We start from the raw sequence: 16,383 nt of genomic DNA on the forward strand, positions 1-16,383 counted from the left end.
CTTGCTACTTCCAGGCAGCACCAATACCTCAGCTGTCCGTTCTCACTATCCCTGACTTCGACGACTGCCTAATCTTCAATTCCGTCGGCAGCTTCACTTGCAGCCCAACCTCGTTGTTTCCCTGCCCAACGCTAGCTAGAACGGCACGGGCTGCTCCTTTGCCCATTTCAAAGAAAGGCACCTTAATAGAGCTGAGAGGTGGATCACTTAGCTTCGCAGCATCCGAGTCATCGCATCCGATGACCGCATAATCTCGCCCAGCGATCCAGCCTCGTTCGCGAAGTCCTTGCATGAGACCGATAGCCATGCGATCATTAGCCGCAAATACCGCCTCTACCTGATCCCGAATCTCCCACAACTTGGCGGCAATCTCGTATCCGCTAGTACGGCTGTAATTCCCCTCAAATTGCAGAGAAGGATCTATCGTTAAGCCAGCTTCTAACATCGCCTTCTGATACCCCTGAAGTCGATCTAAGGAATTCGTATACTGTGGCGAGCCGTTAAGAAAGGCAATTTTCCGATAGCCTTCATCCAGCAAATGGCGTACAGCTTGATAGCTCCCCGCTACATGATCCGCATCAACTTCAAGGAAGGATAGTCCCTCGAATCGTTGATTAACCAAGCAGAATGGCATGCCCTGTTCCTGCAGTTCCAGTAATGATCTTCGCTGAGATTCCGTATCTCTCGCCCCGAGAATGACACAGGCATCTACCTTTTGCGAGCGGTATAACCGCCCATAATCCAAATCGTCATCTGGTGTTAGAAGAGACAACAACAGGTCATAGCCTTGTTCCCTCACCTGCTCGCCAATCCCGCTAAGAATCTCTGCAAAATAATACGCCGAAAACAAATGCACCTTCGGCATATAAGGGAGCACAACCCCCAGATTCCCGCTTCGTCTTCGAGCAAAACTTTGCGCAATCGCATTGGGATGATAGCCAAGTACCTTCGCTGCTTCGAGAACTCTTACTTTCGTTGCAGGTTTCATCGGACCAAGTCCATTGAATACACGAGATACAGTCGCCTCTGATACCTTAGCTAGCTCAGCAACCTCTTTTCTCGTCACCATGTTGATTGGCTCCTTCCACCTAATTTCACGCAAAATGTACACGCGTACATTTTCTCATTCAAAAGCTTCTTCTGTCAAGATAAATTCAGAATTTTGTACGCCAACTCATTTTCGTCACAATTCGACAATTACATCAATTTTTCATAAAGAAATCCGAGATTTTAGTCCATTTTTTGTCATAAAAGCAAACTCTTAATCTTGTTAATCTCCTCTTTGAGCTTTATGATAAAGGGTATTGGGACAACTATGAGATGGGAATGAGTGATAGCAAATGAAAGCAATCTGGCGCCATCTTCTGTACACTGCGTCAACTTCGATCGAAGCTCTCACAAGCCGATCACAGATCACTCGACTTCATTCTCGCGGGCAGCTTCTTGCCCAGTTAGAACATGCTGTTCGGAAACACGATGACACTTCATCCTCTCCCATCCGTGCATGTCTTGTTTTCGATATTGATCGTTATCGTCAAGTGAATTTCGCCCTCGGGTATGCGTGTGGAGATCATTTACTACTGGAGTTAAACCGCAGATTGAAAGGAATAGATCATACCGATCTTCTTGTTCGGTCTGGCGATGATGAATATACCCTTCTGCTTCGAACACATACGCAAGAACAACTTCAATCTGTGCTGCATCGTGTCAGGCAAATATTCGATACCCCTTTTACTTACCAGAATCAAGAGTGCTTTCTTCGCGCAAGCTTTGGTCTGAGTGACCTTGTGATAACACCTGAGAATGTGACTCAGGCTTTCCATCAAGCTGAACAAGCGCTACTTCTGGCCAAACAAACAGGCAAGAATAAACTCATTACCTTTCAATCCATGCCGATACAACAACGGTTCGCAAATCAGATTCAGATAGAAACCGACCTTCGTAAGGCGATTACTGAGAATCAACTCCTGTTATTTTATCAACCTCGACTTGATCTATCTACCGGTCAAATTAGTTGCCTTGAAGCCTTGGTACGTTGGAATCATCCCCTGCATGGCATGATTGCACCATCTGATTTCATTCCACTAGCTGAAGAATCAGGCCTCATTCTGCCGCTTGGTGAGTGGGTATTGCGCGAAGCCTGTCTACAGAAAGCACGCTGGCTTGCTGAAAATAAACTCGATTTTCCCATTGCCGTCAATATTTCACCTTGCCAGTTTCAAGATGACAACTTTGCGGATAAAGCGATTCACATCATTCATCAAACCGGTATTAACCCCTCATATTTGGAGTTCGAAATTACCGAAAGCTCGATTATGCAAAATATGGAGAAAACCATCGCAGTCTTGGATAAGCTCTGTGCCCACGGAATCTCTATCTCCATCGATGATTTTGGGATTGGTTATTCATCCCTCAATTACTTGAAGAAGTTTCCTATCAATTGCCTCAAAATCGATCGTTCTTTCGTCAAAAACATTCAAAGTAACTCCAATGATTGGGCGATTACGAACGCTATTATTCATCTCGGCCATGCCCTTAATATCCAAGTTGTCGCCGAAGGTGTCGAAGATGTAGGGCAGCTTGACATCCTCAAAGAAACAACGTGTACGACCATTCAAGGCTTCTTGCTAAGCCCTCCAATATCTGCGTATGACATTGAACAAACCTTTCATATGAATGACAACAGACCGGTTATGATTTCATAACCGGCCATACGCTTTGGCATATCTTCTTATTTTCGCAAAAATGCGCTTATCCTTTAATCTCCGAAAAATATAAGGATCAGGACTTGTATTCACTTCAAGAATCCATGGCTGCAGATCTTTATCTATCGCTACATCGACGCCGATCTCTTTTACCCCTCTATACCGCGTATTAATCGCCTTAGCCACCTGGACGCCCATCACTTGCAGCCGCTGCACGAACCCTTTTCTCTCTGCAGGAGGCAAATACTTCTTTAACAACGTATCCACCGACTTCAACGTACCGCCATTATGAAAGTTCGTTACAATCTTCGCAGGGTGTGCTACGCGGCCGATAACGCCTGTTGTCTCCCATTTGCGAACGAGCGATTGCTGCACCATAACGCGAAGATCAAAGCGGTTTCCTTTGTAGGTTAACAGATGAATCCCTTTTTGTACTAAATACGGCTTTTTTCTTGTTATTTTGAGAAGTGAGACGTACAGGTCTGCGAAGGTTTTGAACCTTCTGATGGTGACACCGGATTGGTAGGAATAGGGCTTTTCTGCTTCTTCTTCCGCTAACTCAATACGAATGACACCGTTCCCGAACATGCCAATATTGGGTTTCACGTACACCATTTTATATTGTTCGAGCATTTCTTGTAAGGTTACTGCTGTCATACGTTTGGTGCTTGGCACATACTTTCGAAGTGATTCTACAGTCTCGACGGCCTTCGTTTTGCCGATTTTACTGCTCACATATCTTGCCTTATTCAAGGGTAGCGGTTTCTTTAAACTTTTCTTCCGTATTCTCTTCATAGCTAGCCTCCAGCATCGAATTCACCCTTCCTAGTGTATGTATGCGAAGAGGCATTGGCGACAACATGCAAAAAGAGACTTTCCCTGAAATCTTCAGGAAAAGCCTCTCGTATTTGCTAGCTATTAAGGCGCACTAGTTAAGAACTGTGCGGTTGGGTTTTTGTCTATGGAAGAGCGCAGCGCATATTCACTTTCGAACAAGCCTACGAAGTTCCCTTTCTTGTCCTTCACCAATTGGGAGTTAATGCGGAATTTAGCTGGATCGATTTTATCATCGATAATCCAACGTGCGAATTGATAGTTCTGACGTTGCAAAAGAATATCCACACCATACTCCGATTTCATCCGATGCTCCAGTACTTCGAATTGGAGTTGGCCTACGACGCCAAGAATCATATCTTCGAAACCAATCGTCGTGAAGACTTGAATCATCCCTTCTTCCGTCAACTGATCGATCCCTTTCAGGAACTGCTTTTGTTTCAACGCATTTTTGATCGACACCTTACTGAATAGCTCTGGTGAGAACGTTGGCAGTTCATCGAAAACGACCTCTTCTCCTTCGCTTAAGGAGTCACCAATGCGGAAAATACCTGGATCGAATAGACCAATAATATCCCCTGGGAACGCCTCTTCCACGATATCACGATCTTGTGCTAGGAACTGCTGCGGTTGTGCCAGCTTAATATCCTTGCCAAGCCTTACATGCTTCACGGACATGCCACGTTCGAACTTGCCGGAGACGATACGCAGGAAAGCTACACGGTCCCGGTGAGCTGGGTTCATATTCGCTTGAATTTTGAACACATACCCTGAGAATTTCTCCCTAGTCGGCTCGATCACACCTGCAGTGCTAGTGCGCGGCTCGGGTTGTGGCGCTAATTGCAGGAAGTTCTCGAGGAACGTCTGAACCCCGAAGTTATTCACCGCACTCCCGAAGAAAACAGGCGTCAATTCACCCTTCATCACTTTTTCCATGTCAAAAGGATCTCCCGCGACATCGAGCAACTCGATATCTCCGCACAGTTGCTTATGCAGGAAATCACCTGCGATTTGCTTCACTAACGGATCTTCTACGCCATCCACCTTACGAACTTCAATCTCTCTGTGATCATCGCCTTGATACAGCTCCAATTGGGACTTTCCACGGTCATATACACCACAGAATTGCTTGCCTGAACCAATCGGCCAGTTCATCGGATAAGAGCGAATGCCCAGAACTTCTTCAAGTTCTTCTAACAACTCGAACGGATCACGACCCTCACGGTCCAATTTATTAATAAATGTGAAAATGGGAATCCCACGCATACGACATACTTGGAATAGCTTCTTCGTCTGGGTCTCGACCCCTTTGGCAACGTCAATCAACATTACTGCGCTATCCGCGGCTGTCAACGTACGGTAGGTATCCTCACTGAAGTCTTGGTGACCTGGCGTATCCAGAATATTGACGCGGTGACCCTCATAGTCGAACTGCATAACGCTTGACGTTACGGAGATCCCCCGCTGTTTCTCAATTTCCATCCAGTCAGATGTAGCATGTTTGCTTGCTTTACGACCTTTAACCGTACCGGCTAAGCGAATCGCGCCCCCGAATAGGAGCAGTTTCTCTGTTAATGTTGTTTTTCCCGCATCCGGGTGAGAAATAATTGCGAACGTCCGTCGTTTTGCGACTTCCGTTTCGAGAATTTTAGTGAGTTGCGTTTTCATGTGTTCGTTTATTCCCTTCTTCTTTAGAGGTAGTTCAAAAATCCAATTTTGATCACGAAGTAGTCCAATGAAGCATATTCGACATCGAATATTGAATTCAGCCGGAACTTCCGGTGCTCACGTAGCTATAACTACGCTACGCTCCTCATTTCCTAGCTTCTTTCAATCTTCTAGGTGCTGAAAACCGGAATTAAGCGTGTGCTTTCTCCAAGGGGACCGTCCAGTTCGCTTCTTCAATGAATGTGCGATTGCTGAATTCCCTGCCGCGCACAACCACTTTATCTGCAAATACTTGCACATAGATACCTTGTGCTTTATCCTGCGCAGTTTGTTGGTATGCTCGATTCAGTGTTCTCCCTACAGAGGCATTATGGAAATAATGGAACGTTTCTTGTATATAGTGCGGTGTTCCATTCTGGAAATCCTGATGACGGTGACCACAGAAGACGAAGACATTCTTGTACGGTTTCAACGTTTCACGGAACTGAATAGCCCGAATGAGCTGGTGAGTAGCACCATCTGTGCCAACTGGAGGCAAGGGTTGATGCGTCATCACGAACAGAGGCCTTCCAGGTTTATATAAATTGCCCATTCTTCCTTTGAACCAAGCAAGTTGTTCATCGGAGTACCATGCACCTTCACCTACTTCAGGCTTCTCTTGCACGTAAGCTTCCTGTGACAGCAATAAGATAGAGTGTCCATTCGTCGTAAAATCATTATAAACGGATGTATAGCCCATGAACTTCTTGAACAGTTCTCTACTTACTGCATCGCTTTTGCCATTCGGTACATTATCCTGATCCCAACTATTCGCCTTGTTAATCCAAATCGTGTAATAATCATGATTCCCCATGTTACCATGAATTGGAGGAAGCTTGTAATTATTCAATATGGCACGCAATGCCTTATAGTCAACTTCAGTTCCTGTATCCGTCAAATCGCCTGTCAGCATAATCGCATCAACAGGACCATCGAACTGAGTGACATCATCTAACGCAAGTCTTAGCTTCTTGTTGGGAAGAGAATCCCCCGAAGTTACATGCAGGTCACTTAGGATAAAAAAGGACATCAATGGGCCAAGAGGCAACGGTTCCTCCGAAGGCGCTGGCGTAGCTTGAGGAGGCTCGGAGGTAGCTACGGGTGCGGCTACAGCCTGTTCCTCGGGAATGAATTTTTTCTTAACCAACAGACTGAACCAAGCACTTAATCCGACTAAAACAGCCCCAATGGCAAGCAGCCATCGCACAAACGCTCTTCGTGACATCGATGCACCTCAAGTGTATAAAATGAAAAAATGGCCATATCCACTAGTATACCACAAATTGTGTCCGATACATCTTCCCTATGCGACTACATGACGTGATTTCTTGCCTCGCTTGTACCCCTACGCAAAAAACCAACAGGCGGATTCGCCTGTTGGATAAACTCCCTATTTTACGCTAATACGGTTGTTTTCTGAACAGCTTCCCAATCGACTTCCCCTTCATTCTGACCATTGATCGGCCACCACTTGAATCCATCGTCGCTCAATAGCTTCGCTGCTTCTGCAGGACCCCATGAGCCAGCTGGATAGTGCTTGAGATCATCCGTCTGTTCGCCCCATGCAGACGCAATGCGATCCACATAAGACCAAGCCAACGCTACTTCATCCCAGCGCGTAAAGTACGTGGAATCTCCGCGAGTTGCATCATACAGCAAGCGCTCATAAGCCTCTGGCGTATTAATGCCGATCTGACAGCTTTGGCAGAAGTCCATCGCAACAGGTACGATTACGCCTTCGGAACCAGGTTGCTTCGCGTTCATTTTCAAATAGATGCCTTCCATCGGATTCACACGGAATACGAGCAGATTCGGCTCAAGGTCATGCTTTTTGGCCAAATAGACATTGTTGGGAATGTTCTTGAATTCGACAACGACCTCAGTCGTTTTGACCGGTAGTCGTTTGCCAGTACGAATATAGAATGGCACACCCGCCCAGCGGAAATTATCCACGTGAACACGTGCTGCAAAATACGTTTCTGTCGTCGATTGCGGATTCACAGAATCCTCTTCACGGTAGGCAGGGAGCGCCTTGCCTTTGGCCGAACCGCTGGCATATTGACCGCGTACCACATTCGCACGTACATCCTCGCCGTCTTCGAACAGACGAAGTGAACGGAGAACCTTCACCTTCTCATCGCGGATATCTTCCGGATGCAGACGGCTAGGCGGTTCCATTGCCATCATCATCAGCATTTGCAACATATGATTTTGGCCCATGTCGCGAAGGGCGCCTGAGTGGTCATAGTAGCCACCGCGCTCTTCGACACCCACCGTCTCACTCAACGTGATCTGGATGTTCGCTATGTACTTATTATTCCAAAGCGGCTCGAAGAAAGCATTCGCGAAACGAACGAACTCGATGTTTTGAACCATTTCTTTTCCGAGGTAATGATCGATACGGTAAATATCTTTCTCTTCGAACACTTGGCGAAGCTGTCCATTCAAACGCTCTGCCGACGGCAAATCGTAGCCGAATGGCTTCTCGATGACTAGGCGGTGCCAACCCTCTGTTTGAAGCAAGCCGCCTTCGCTTAAATTATATGACACATTGCCGAACAGCTCAGGCGCAAGAGCCAAATAGAACAGACGGTTGCCCCCTGTTTGATACTTCTCGTCCAACTTAGCTGTCAGTGCATTCAGTTCATGGAAACCTGCAACATTGTTAATGTCGAGTGACATGTACTCGAATCTTTGGGAGAATTTCTCCCATTCTGCTGCATCCGTATTCTTATAACGTGCGAACTCTTGAATCGAATTCTTCACGTCTTCACGGAATTGTTCATTCGTCCGCGGTCTGCGAGCCAGACCAACTACTGCAAAGTTATCTCCCAGCTTGCCTTCCCGATACAGGCTATAAAAGGCTGGAAACAGTTTTCTTTTCGCTAAATCACCCGTTGCTCCGAAAATATAAAACACAGCTCCACTCATCTATGCATCATTCTTTCTCTATTAGGATTAGTTAATATGCTTAGCATACCTAAAATTGTCAAGCTATTCAACTTATATGCGTACTTTAACTCATAACATTTTCTTATGAGAAACTAGACATTCGTCTATACCGTTACATTTCGCATGGCATAGGCTAACAGTACATAAGAATACGGAGGTGTCCTTAGTCATGCAACCCTTTCATCCCATCACTGCAAAAAGCTGCAAAAATCTTATAGGAAAGCCTGTTCTTGTCTACTTGACGAATGGCTTAGAGATATATGGCATTGTCAGCCGCGTGGAGAAAAACAAGATCATTATCAATGACAAAAAACAACAAACAAGCATCAAGTCCTCTTCCAAAAGCACCAAACCAGCTACTACGAAAAAGGGGAAAAAGAAACAAGCTGCACCCGATTCACCGACGCAACCATTAGCAGAAGAGGGGCGGTCTTCCTTTGGCCTCATCCGTTTTGGAGGACCATCACAAGTACCAGCAGCTAGACCTACCGGTCCAATTGATATTCAAATCGACTATATTGCCGCCATGTTCAGTGAATAACGGAAATCAAGGCTGTGGATGTTACTTCATCTACAGCCCTTTTCTCAGCGTTTCAACTTTTTATGCATACGGTAACAGCTAAGGTCAGGTACATAGGAATCGATTACATACCCTCTTTTGCTATAAAATCGAATCGCCTTCGGATTGCTGTCATCAACAAATAGCTCCACCATTTGGCAACGTTCTCTCAGCCCGTGATCTTCTGCAGCCTTCATAAGTATATGTCCGATGCCTTTGCCCTGCTCCCGAGGATCAACAGCCAGCATATCTATGAAGAGCTTACTCGATTTACGTATGATCGAAATGAAGCCGTAAGGCTGCTTGTAGCCCTTGGCGATAACCAATGTTTTATTCGCATTCAGTCGCTTACGGATCTCTGAGTACGTCACAGAATTACCTGATTCATACATTCTGGAAAAGGGTACTAATTGCTCGACAACTAATCGATATATAGCAGGGTCGTCAATGGTAGCCAGACGCTTGCGTATCACATGACACCGCCTCCACAAGAAGCAATAATGCTATCTTATGTACGTCATCGCGCAATTGACCCCACAAGTACCAATTTACCCCAGTCTACTGGAGTGATATACTTAATGTATGTGAAATGAGGTGATCGCAATGATCAATGCTTACCCATCCGTCATGGCGGTGAACAGGTATCAAACTCATAAAGATTATTACCGTGTAGGTGCTGTAAGTGCGGTATCTGGTGGTAAATCGACTACCATACGGCGAATGTTGGATTTACCCTACGAGCAACTCGCCTACAAACAGTTCGCACAGACGGCGGCCAAAGACGTAGCTGGCTTAGTTCAATCTACCAACAACGTCAAGCAATCTGCTCAGACACTCGTTAACGCAACAACACTCACCAGGCTGAATGAGTCACAATCCGATATCACCCAGAGCCTTCAAACATTTATTCAAACATATAATGAGTTGCAAGATCAGCTAGGCGATTCACCTGATTATGTGAGTCAAGCCCTGCTTCAAAGTCTGGAAGGAGCCGCTAAGCCGAACACACTACACGATCTAGGTATCACCATGAGTGACAATGGCAAGTTAACCCTGCAACCTGAAGCCCTAGAGAAGCAACTCATTCAACCTAATGACATTCTTGGCAAAAGTCTGCTCAATCTCACTAACTTCGCAAGCTCATTAGTAAGCCATATTGATCGCCTTCATGAGCAGCCTTCCGTCTCGTTGTTTCAACTCTCCACATCGCCGCTTAAGCCATATGGTCAATATCAATCGCGGCTTGAGGCGTATTTGCCGGTTCCGATGCGTGGTATATTGTTGGATACGAAGTTGTGAGTTAACGAATTGCCTGTCCCTTAGCCGCGTAGCTGATGACGGGCACCCTGCATGGCAATCCGCATAACCGCTGATAGTGCAAGCATGCCATCTAGGTGCAATTAAGTGCTCCTGGGGAAGTGGCCCTGCCTCTAGTAGAATTCACCGGCACCTTCAGGTATGACCTTGCCACATAGTGCAGTTCAGCACTTCTGCAGGTGCCCACCTTTGCCATCGAGGGCAATTCAGGGCTCCTGCATAGGTGCTTACTGCCACATAGCGCAATTCAGCGTTCTATAGGTGCTCACCTGACACCTCTTGCAATTCAGCGCTCTATAGCTGCTCACCTGACACCTCTTGCAATTCAGCGCTCCTACCCGCCATTTCCTGTAAACGGCTCATCTCCCTCCTTTATGACTTGCGCCATATCAACTTTAAATGGAAAACATACAGTTATTTTCACAGTTTTCACCTGTAAATCTCATTTAACTGGAAAAACTCCAGCTATTTTGCCCATTTCCACACCTTATCCTTAAAAGGTGGAGAAATAGATGTATATTTTCCAGTTATACGCAAAATCAAGCGGTTTCCATCTATATTAACTGTACTTTTTACAGCTAATCCCCCAAGCAAGTCTAAATAGTCTTCTTTTGGAGGAGTCCGCCCACAGACCACGGACCACCCTGATCACAGACCACGAGCCCAGCCCCATGTCCCGAAATTCGAAACCAACTCCTGATCTAACGAATCAGTCACTACGACAACAAAAGGCTGTACCCCCAAGTAGAATCTTCTACAGGTGGTACAGCCTTTTCCAATTAAAATAACTTTTTACCTAGTACATGATCAATCGGAATGAAACCAATAACGCGGCTATCCATGCTATTGTTGCGATTATCTCCCATCACGAAAATATGATCCTCTGGAACGGTCCACTTCTTGTTCCCGTTCGCTCTCATTTCCTCGTTGATGTAAGACTCATTCAGAAGCTGGCCATTGCGATACATCTGATTATCCTTAAGCTCAAGCTCATCACCAGGCTTACCAATCACACGCTTGATCCATACATGCTTATCATCGCCCCGAACAAATAAGCTCAGCAGTGGGCTGTCTAGTAAATCATGTTTAAAAGTCCGCTTCATCTCAACCCTGGAGTCAATGATGACAATGTCTTCATAATTAGGTTCGTAGTGGAACGTATGGGATAACTTCGAAACATACACACGTTGACTATCATGCAATGTCGGGTCCATCGAGTGTCCGCTAACTCGCGTCGATTGAAACACGAACACACCCAGAAAGACGACTAATACAAAGGAAATAGCAATGGAACCAAACCAGCTCCAAATCTGTTTGACTACATTCAATTTGATCGCTCCCTAGCCTTATTCCGCCAGTCCGTGCTTAAAGGCATAAATCGCAGCTTGCGTGCGGTCTTCTACGCCAAGCTTAGATAAAACGTTGGTGACGTGGAATTTCACAGTCTTCACGCCAATGAATAAATCATCAGCCAACTCTTGATTCGATTTACCCTTCGCGATTAAGCGCAGCACTTCCATCTCACGGTCTGTTAAATCCTCATGGGGCTCTGCAACCGGCTTCGGTTGACGGAAGCGGTTCATGATTTTCGAAGCCACCTGTGACTCCAGAATCGATTGCCCCTTGGCTGCGGCTCTAATCGCTTGTGCGATTTCTGATGCACGCGAGGTTTTCAACAAGTAACTGAAGGCACCCGCTTCAATAACTGGATACATTTTCTCATCATCTAAGAAGCTAGTCAATACAATGACTTTACAATCTGGGTAAAGTTGCAGTAATTTCCTTGTCGTTTCAATGCCGTCCATACCTTCCATAACAAGGTCCATCAGAACTACGTCAGGGCGATATTCCTGAGCTAATCGAATGCCGTCGTGACCATTGCTCGCTTCGCCAACGACCTCAATGCCATCTTCCGTCCCTAGAACAGCTGCAAGTCCAATTCTGACCATTTCATGATCATCGACAAGTAGTACTTTAATTAAGGTGTCGTCCATTCGTTTCTTCCTCTCTATGTACGGTGCTAATTCTCAATGAATTGAGGATCAGCTGCTAAGATAGGTACTCGAATCTCGATACGTGTTCCTCGGTCTGGTGCTGTAATAATGTCCACAGAGCCACCGATTTCGTTCACGCGCTCCTTCATAGACACGATGCCATACGAAGTCAGCTTTTTGGCATCCAGCTCAAAACCAACACCATCATCGCGGATGACTAATCGGATGCCGTCTGAACGATGCAGCAGTTTCACTTCCAGCTTGTTCGCTTTAGAGTGACGCAGTGCGTTGGAAAGAGCCTCTTGTACAATGCGGAATAAATGATCTTCGATCCCTTTGTTCAAACGGATTTCCTCATCCATATCCCAGCTGATCGCCATTGGAACTTTAGCTGCCAACTCCTTCAATAGCTCAACGAGTCCCTCCGAAAGCCTTTTCCCTTCGAGATGGATCGGCCTTAGATGCAGCAATAAAGCTCTCATTTCGGATTGTGCGACAGAAGCCATCTCTTCAATCAGATGAATCTGCCGCTTTGCTTTCTCAAAATCCTTATCCAGTGTCCGACCAACAGCCGTGGCTGTCATCGATATAGCAAACAGTTGCTGACTCACCGCATCATGCAGCTCGCGCGCCAATCGCTGACGCTCTTCAATAACCGCGGAAAGCTTAGCCTTCTCGGTAAGCTCAGCATTGCTATTCGACAGTCGTTGAAGGGAGGTCACTTGTTCTTCCCATCGTTTCATAATGCGGCCGAGTTGTTCGCCTAAGCGTCCAATCTCATCATCATCCCCATTTTGAAAGCCTTCTCGGGCAAATGTCCCTTTTTCTAATAAAATCATCGTCTCCATCATCGGCTCAAGTCTGCGTGTGACCTTAGAGCTGTTCCAGTAACCGTACACCGCCCCAATGACTCCTAGAATTAACAAGGCCATGAACGAGAACTTGACCCCCTGTTGCCAGCTGGTAAAGGGCTCAATCAGATGTCGTGAATTCAGAAAATACAGCATAGCTCCGAAAACTGCGAAGCTAAAAAGGATCGCTTCCCCCATGCTGCGCCAGATCATGTTCGTTAATCGACGTTTGTAGCCGTCCACTTGGTGAAGAACCCCCTTGAAATAAACAGCTACACCGTCCTCTACGAACGGTCTCGTTTATCCAAAAATATAGCCCATGCATATGTGAAACAAAACACTCTACTTTTTAAAAAAGTTACAATACTTTGATCTTGATATCTCCTACGATGAAAGAAAGTATGAGTTTCACCCGATGGTCACAGTGCTCATAATTATGCGATTGCCAAACAACTTTGTTCATCACGCCTGACTCTTTTTCGTCCGCAATTTGCAACTGGCCTAACAGAACGGAAGCAGTAACGGAAACACCGATATCGTCAGGCACCTTTATATCAATATCTCCTACAACCCCCTGCAGGATAACTGTCGTTTCCTTTTGTTCGAGAATCGCCATAGAAAGATCCATGTACGTTTCTCCCACCAAGTACCACGTCGACGTATTTCGTTGAATCCATGGCTCGCGGCCAAGCCGAACACTATCAACAATCTTTTGCTTTTGGGTATAAGTATCATCTTTATGAACCTGCTTGGATCGAATGAAAAATAGGCCTAATGAAATCAGCACAACTGAAATGACAATGGTGAGATGATCACCGAATAAAATGACGGCTCCAACCCCCATCAACACATAACCCTTGTTTTCTTTGCGTGAACGAACACGATGAATGCCCAGCAGAATAAGGATTACGGCGATAACGGGAAAAAAGCCTATGGTATGTTCCAGAAGCAAAAAAATACCGGCTCCAATCAGCAAAAGCGCTGTATTCCGGCTGCGGTTATTTTTCGTTTCCTCTCCCATCGATGCACCTCCTCTGGCTGCCATTTCTCTTCCGTTCATACGATTCCTAGCATACCATAAGAATGGACGACCTCCAAGATGCAAATCCTTGTTGCACAAGGCTTTGCTTACGTGGAGGTCATCGTCCAGGACTATTTGCTCTGACGCGGATCTCGCTCATCGCGAGAACGCTGCTCCTGCTGCCACTCGTGCTGCAGCTTGCCTCGCAGCACGCGCAGTTCATGTTGAAGGTTGCCTCCGGCTTCCTTCAACGTTTCCTTCGACAGGCGGCCCGCCACGCGGAGCCCCTGCATTGCCTCCCGGCCGAGCTCACGGCCGGTCACTTCCAGCTCGCGCCACGTGTCGCGAGCCTCTTTGCCGTGCAGCCCGCCACGCGGCTGCACATCCTCCGCTGCGTGCCCCGCACGCAGCACGCGCAGTTCCTCTGAGAGCGCCAGGCACAAATCCTGGCTGCTCGCGTACTGCGCGCGGTAGTGCTCGCTCGCGGCTTCCTCGCGGAGCTTCTCTTGCAGGGCTAGCCGCGCGAGATCCTCTTCGCCAGCGCGCATCGCAAGCTCCGCCTGCTCGCCGCGCAGCTTCGCCATCTCTTCCGCACGCTCAATCTGACTGCGCAGCGCAATCGTTGTCTGCAGCGCGTCCTCGTAACGCTCCTCAAGCTGAGCTATCCCTTGGCCGTTCCCATAAGTGCCTGGATTCGTCTTGCCGACCGCTTCGTTCCAGACTGTTTCAGCCATTTTGCCAATACGGTTAAATATATTTGTAGGATCCATTTCCCGATTCTTATTGTTCATCCTCAATCGCCCCTCACGCTTCATCATACTCTTATGGTAGCTCAATTCCTGACGTTCTAAAACCGACTACCGACTGTATTGAACCTAGACCTAAGTCCAGTATCTAAAAGTCATAACCAGATTTTGGTCGTTGTCCGAGCCTACCTGTGATGTTAAAATATTTGAAGCCGAGTCTAGTGCGTAAATATAGGCATTAGTACGGGGGACGAAATACTTGGGGTGAATATTTGCTTCAGCTTGGAGCAGACTAGGGAGAACCTTCTTCCCGAACCCGTCAACTAACCTCGAAGGCTCATGAAGGAGGATTACCAATTGAATAAGCTTACTAAAGGGTTAACTAGCCTTGCTGTTTCATTAACAGCCTTGGCAGGAGGCTTTCTTTCCCCATTTATTGCACCTGCGCAAGCAGCTCAAATGGAAGTGAAAGTGCAAGTCAATGATGACCTGATCCATTTCCCTGATGCACAGCCATTTCTGGATGGCAACCAAACGACTCAAGTTCCTCTTCGGTTTGTAACGGAGAAGCTCGGTTATACGGTGAATTGGCAGAAAAATGGCAATCAGATCAAGGTTACACTTAATAACGACCAACATACGATTACCTTAGTATCAGGGCAAAAAGAAGCTAGTGTTGATGATGCAACAGTCATCTTAGACGGAGCTTCCCAATATCAAAATGGACGGGTCTATGTACCGCTTCGCTTCCTATCCACAACTGCAGGTATACCTGTACATTGGGATGCAAGCAGTAATCTGGCAATCTTAAGTAAAGATGGCGAACAGCATGCACCTGATTATCAAGTATTTGAATCTACAGCTTACTCAGCAGATCCTTCTGAAAATGGCGGTTATGGAGCCCTTGATTACATGGGCAACCCCCTAGCAATCGGCACAGTCGCTGTCGATCCTTCCGTTATTCCACTTGGCACGAAGCTCTACATTGAAGGTTATTCGTATAGCGGCCTTCCTAAAGGCGGAATGTACGTCTATGCCACCGATACAGGTGGAGCGATCAAAGGAAATCGACTAGACATCTTCGTCCCAGGCTCGAGAAACTCCTTACGAAGCTTTGGCATTCAGAAAATTAAAGTGTACCAAATTCCGAATTAATTGCATGAAAGAGCTGCCCTTGGATTCATACGGGCAGCTCTTTTTTGGTAGGTGAATGTTCCATCGAATTAGGGCATATGTCCAATCAACAGGGTTCCCACCTACATATGATATATAGTGTTTAACCCACATTCATTCAAAACCGGAGGGGATACTATGTCAGCTGTAGTTGGTTGTGGAACGCCAGGATACGGAAATTCCGTAGGTATAATTCTTGTTCTTTATGTACTGTTGGTCATCATTCTTGCTACTTTCTACTAAGAATTTCTACTTCAATTAGTTTTATACCAAATAGCCCGCCAGTTAAAGCGTCTTATTTAGAGCTTTAACTGGCGGGTTTTATTGCGACCAAATAAGCATAAAGGTATGGCGCCCAAAAAGAGCATCAACTCGCCTTTGCGCGCTGCGCGGCGGCCACTGGAGCACTTTAAGGCCCATAATGGGCCTTATTCTCCTGCGCAACAGCGACGCCTTCACGTTAACGCCCAAAAAGGGCGTTAACTCGCCTCTGCGCGCTGCGCGGCGGCCACTGGAGCACTTTA

16 protein-coding genes and 1 riboswitch are annotated in these 16,383 nt (G+C 46.5%); of the genes, 5 read left to right on the forward strand and 11 right to left on the reverse strand.

The window, feature by feature from the left end; all coding sequences use genetic code 11:
- Positions 1 to 28: 28 nt before the first annotated feature.
- On the reverse strand, positions 29 to 1,069 hold the full coding sequence (locus A8708_RS25750) for a LacI family DNA-binding transcriptional regulator (RefSeq protein ID WP_068668333.1): 1,041 nt from the start codon (positions 1,067 to 1,069) through the stop codon (positions 29 to 31).
- Between the two features lie 271 nt (positions 1,070 to 1,340).
- Here A8708_RS25750 and A8708_RS25755 point away from each other — a divergent pair, with 271 nt between their 5' ends.
- Entirely contained in the window at positions 1,341 to 2,705 is a 1,365-nt protein-coding gene (locus tag A8708_RS25755) for a putative bifunctional diguanylate cyclase/phosphodiesterase (RefSeq protein ID WP_068668335.1), read from the forward strand.
- Here A8708_RS25755 and A8708_RS25760 read toward each other — a convergent pair.
- The 4 genes from A8708_RS25760 to zwf all read right to left on the reverse strand — a co-directional run bounded on the left by A8708_RS25760 (position 2,700) and on the right by zwf (position 8,177).
- Positions 2,700 to 3,500 carry a YheC/YheD family protein gene (locus A8708_RS25760; protein WP_068668337.1) on the reverse strand — a complete coding sequence of 267 codons (801 nt, stop codon included), beginning with the start codon at positions 3,498 to 3,500 and terminating at the stop codon, positions 2,700 to 2,702. The two genes, A8708_RS25755 and A8708_RS25760, sit on opposite strands and share 6 nt — an antisense overlap.
- 123 nt (positions 3,501 to 3,623) lie before the next feature.
- Positions 3,624 to 5,207, reverse strand: coding sequence for a peptide chain release factor 3 (locus tag A8708_RS25765; protein ID WP_068668339.1), 1,584 nt, complete (start codon positions 5,205 to 5,207; stop codon positions 3,624 to 3,626).
- Positions 5,208 to 5,397: 190 nt separating this feature from the next.
- Positions 5,398 to 6,471 (reverse strand): metallophosphoesterase family protein, encoded by a 1,074-nt coding sequence (locus A8708_RS25770; RefSeq protein WP_068668342.1) that lies wholly within the window; start codon positions 6,469 to 6,471, stop codon positions 5,398 to 5,400.
- 170 nt (positions 6,472 to 6,641) lie between these two features.
- The gene (gene zwf / locus A8708_RS25775; RefSeq protein ID WP_068668344.1) at positions 6,642 to 8,177 is read right to left on the reverse strand and encodes a glucose-6-phosphate dehydrogenase; all 1,536 of its coding nucleotides are present in this window, start codon (positions 8,175 to 8,177) and stop codon (positions 6,642 to 6,644) included.
- Between the two features lie 190 nt (positions 8,178 to 8,367).
- On the opposite strand from zwf, the gene A8708_RS25780 reads away from it, so the two are divergent.
- Positions 8,368 to 8,739, forward strand: coding sequence for a hypothetical protein (locus A8708_RS25780; protein ID WP_068668346.1), 372 nt, complete (start codon positions 8,368 to 8,370; stop codon positions 8,737 to 8,739).
- A 44-nt stretch (positions 8,740 to 8,783) separates the two neighbouring features.
- On the opposite strand, the gene A8708_RS25785 is transcribed toward A8708_RS25780, so the two are convergent.
- Positions 8,784 to 9,230: a GNAT family N-acetyltransferase gene (locus A8708_RS25785; protein ID WP_068668348.1), complete on the reverse strand. Its 447-nt coding sequence runs from the start codon at positions 9,228 to 9,230 to the stop codon at positions 8,784 to 8,786.
- A gap of 130 nt (positions 9,231 to 9,360) precedes the next feature.
- Between A8708_RS25785 and A8708_RS25790 the strand changes: the two genes are divergently transcribed.
- Positions 9,361 to 10,056: a hypothetical protein gene (locus A8708_RS25790; protein WP_068668349.1), complete on the forward strand. Its 696-nt coding sequence runs from the start codon at positions 9,361 to 9,363 to the stop codon at positions 10,054 to 10,056.
- A gap of 797 nt (positions 10,057 to 10,853) precedes the next feature.
- On the opposite strand, the gene lepB is transcribed toward A8708_RS25790, so the two are convergent.
- The 5 genes from lepB to A8708_RS25815 all read right to left on the reverse strand — a co-directional run bounded on the left by lepB (position 10,854) and on the right by A8708_RS25815 (position 14,731).
- Positions 10,854 to 11,402 (reverse strand): signal peptidase I, encoded by a 549-nt coding sequence (gene lepB / locus A8708_RS25795; protein WP_068668350.1) that lies wholly within the window; start codon positions 11,400 to 11,402, stop codon positions 10,854 to 10,856.
- 18 nt (positions 11,403 to 11,420) lie between these two features.
- Positions 11,421 to 12,068, reverse strand: coding sequence for a response regulator transcription factor (locus tag A8708_RS25800; protein ID WP_068668351.1), 648 nt, complete (start codon positions 12,066 to 12,068; stop codon positions 11,421 to 11,423).
- 26 nt (positions 12,069 to 12,094) lie between these two features.
- Positions 12,095 to 13,162, reverse strand: coding sequence for a sensor histidine kinase (locus A8708_RS25805; protein WP_068668353.1), 1,068 nt, complete (start codon positions 13,160 to 13,162; stop codon positions 12,095 to 12,097).
- 115 nt (positions 13,163 to 13,277) lie between these two features.
- Positions 13,278 to 13,940 (reverse strand): cell wall-active antibiotics response protein LiaF, encoded by a 663-nt coding sequence (liaF, locus tag A8708_RS25810; RefSeq protein ID WP_068668355.1) that lies wholly within the window; start codon positions 13,938 to 13,940, stop codon positions 13,278 to 13,280.
- Positions 13,941 to 14,071: 131 nt separating this feature from the next.
- Entirely contained in the window at positions 14,072 to 14,731 is a 660-nt protein-coding gene (locus A8708_RS25815; protein WP_068668357.1) for a PspA/IM30 family protein, read from the reverse strand.
- A 155-nt stretch (positions 14,732 to 14,886) separates the two neighbouring features.
- Positions 14,887 to 15,039: riboswitch (cyclic di-AMP (ydaO/yuaA leader) on the forward strand.
- A 4-nt stretch (positions 15,040 to 15,043) separates the two neighbouring features.
- Here A8708_RS25815 and A8708_RS36890 point away from each other — a divergent pair.
- Both A8708_RS36890 and A8708_RS36230 read left to right on the forward strand, forming a co-directional pair.
- Entirely contained in the window at positions 15,044 to 15,841 is a 798-nt protein-coding gene (locus A8708_RS36890) for a stalk domain-containing protein (RefSeq protein WP_167355930.1), read from the forward strand.
- A 156-nt stretch (positions 15,842 to 15,997) separates the two neighbouring features.
- Positions 15,998 to 16,102, forward strand: coding sequence for a sporulation protein YjcZ (locus tag A8708_RS36230; protein ID WP_204787638.1), 105 nt, complete (start codon positions 15,998 to 16,000; stop codon positions 16,100 to 16,102).
- Positions 16,103 to 16,383 lie beyond the last annotated feature (281 nt).

The sequence above is a fragment of the Paenibacillus oryzisoli genome, from assembly GCF_001653565.1.
Lineage (GTDB): Bacteria > Bacillota > Bacilli > Paenibacillales > NBRC-103111 > Paenibacillus_E > Paenibacillus_E oryzisoli.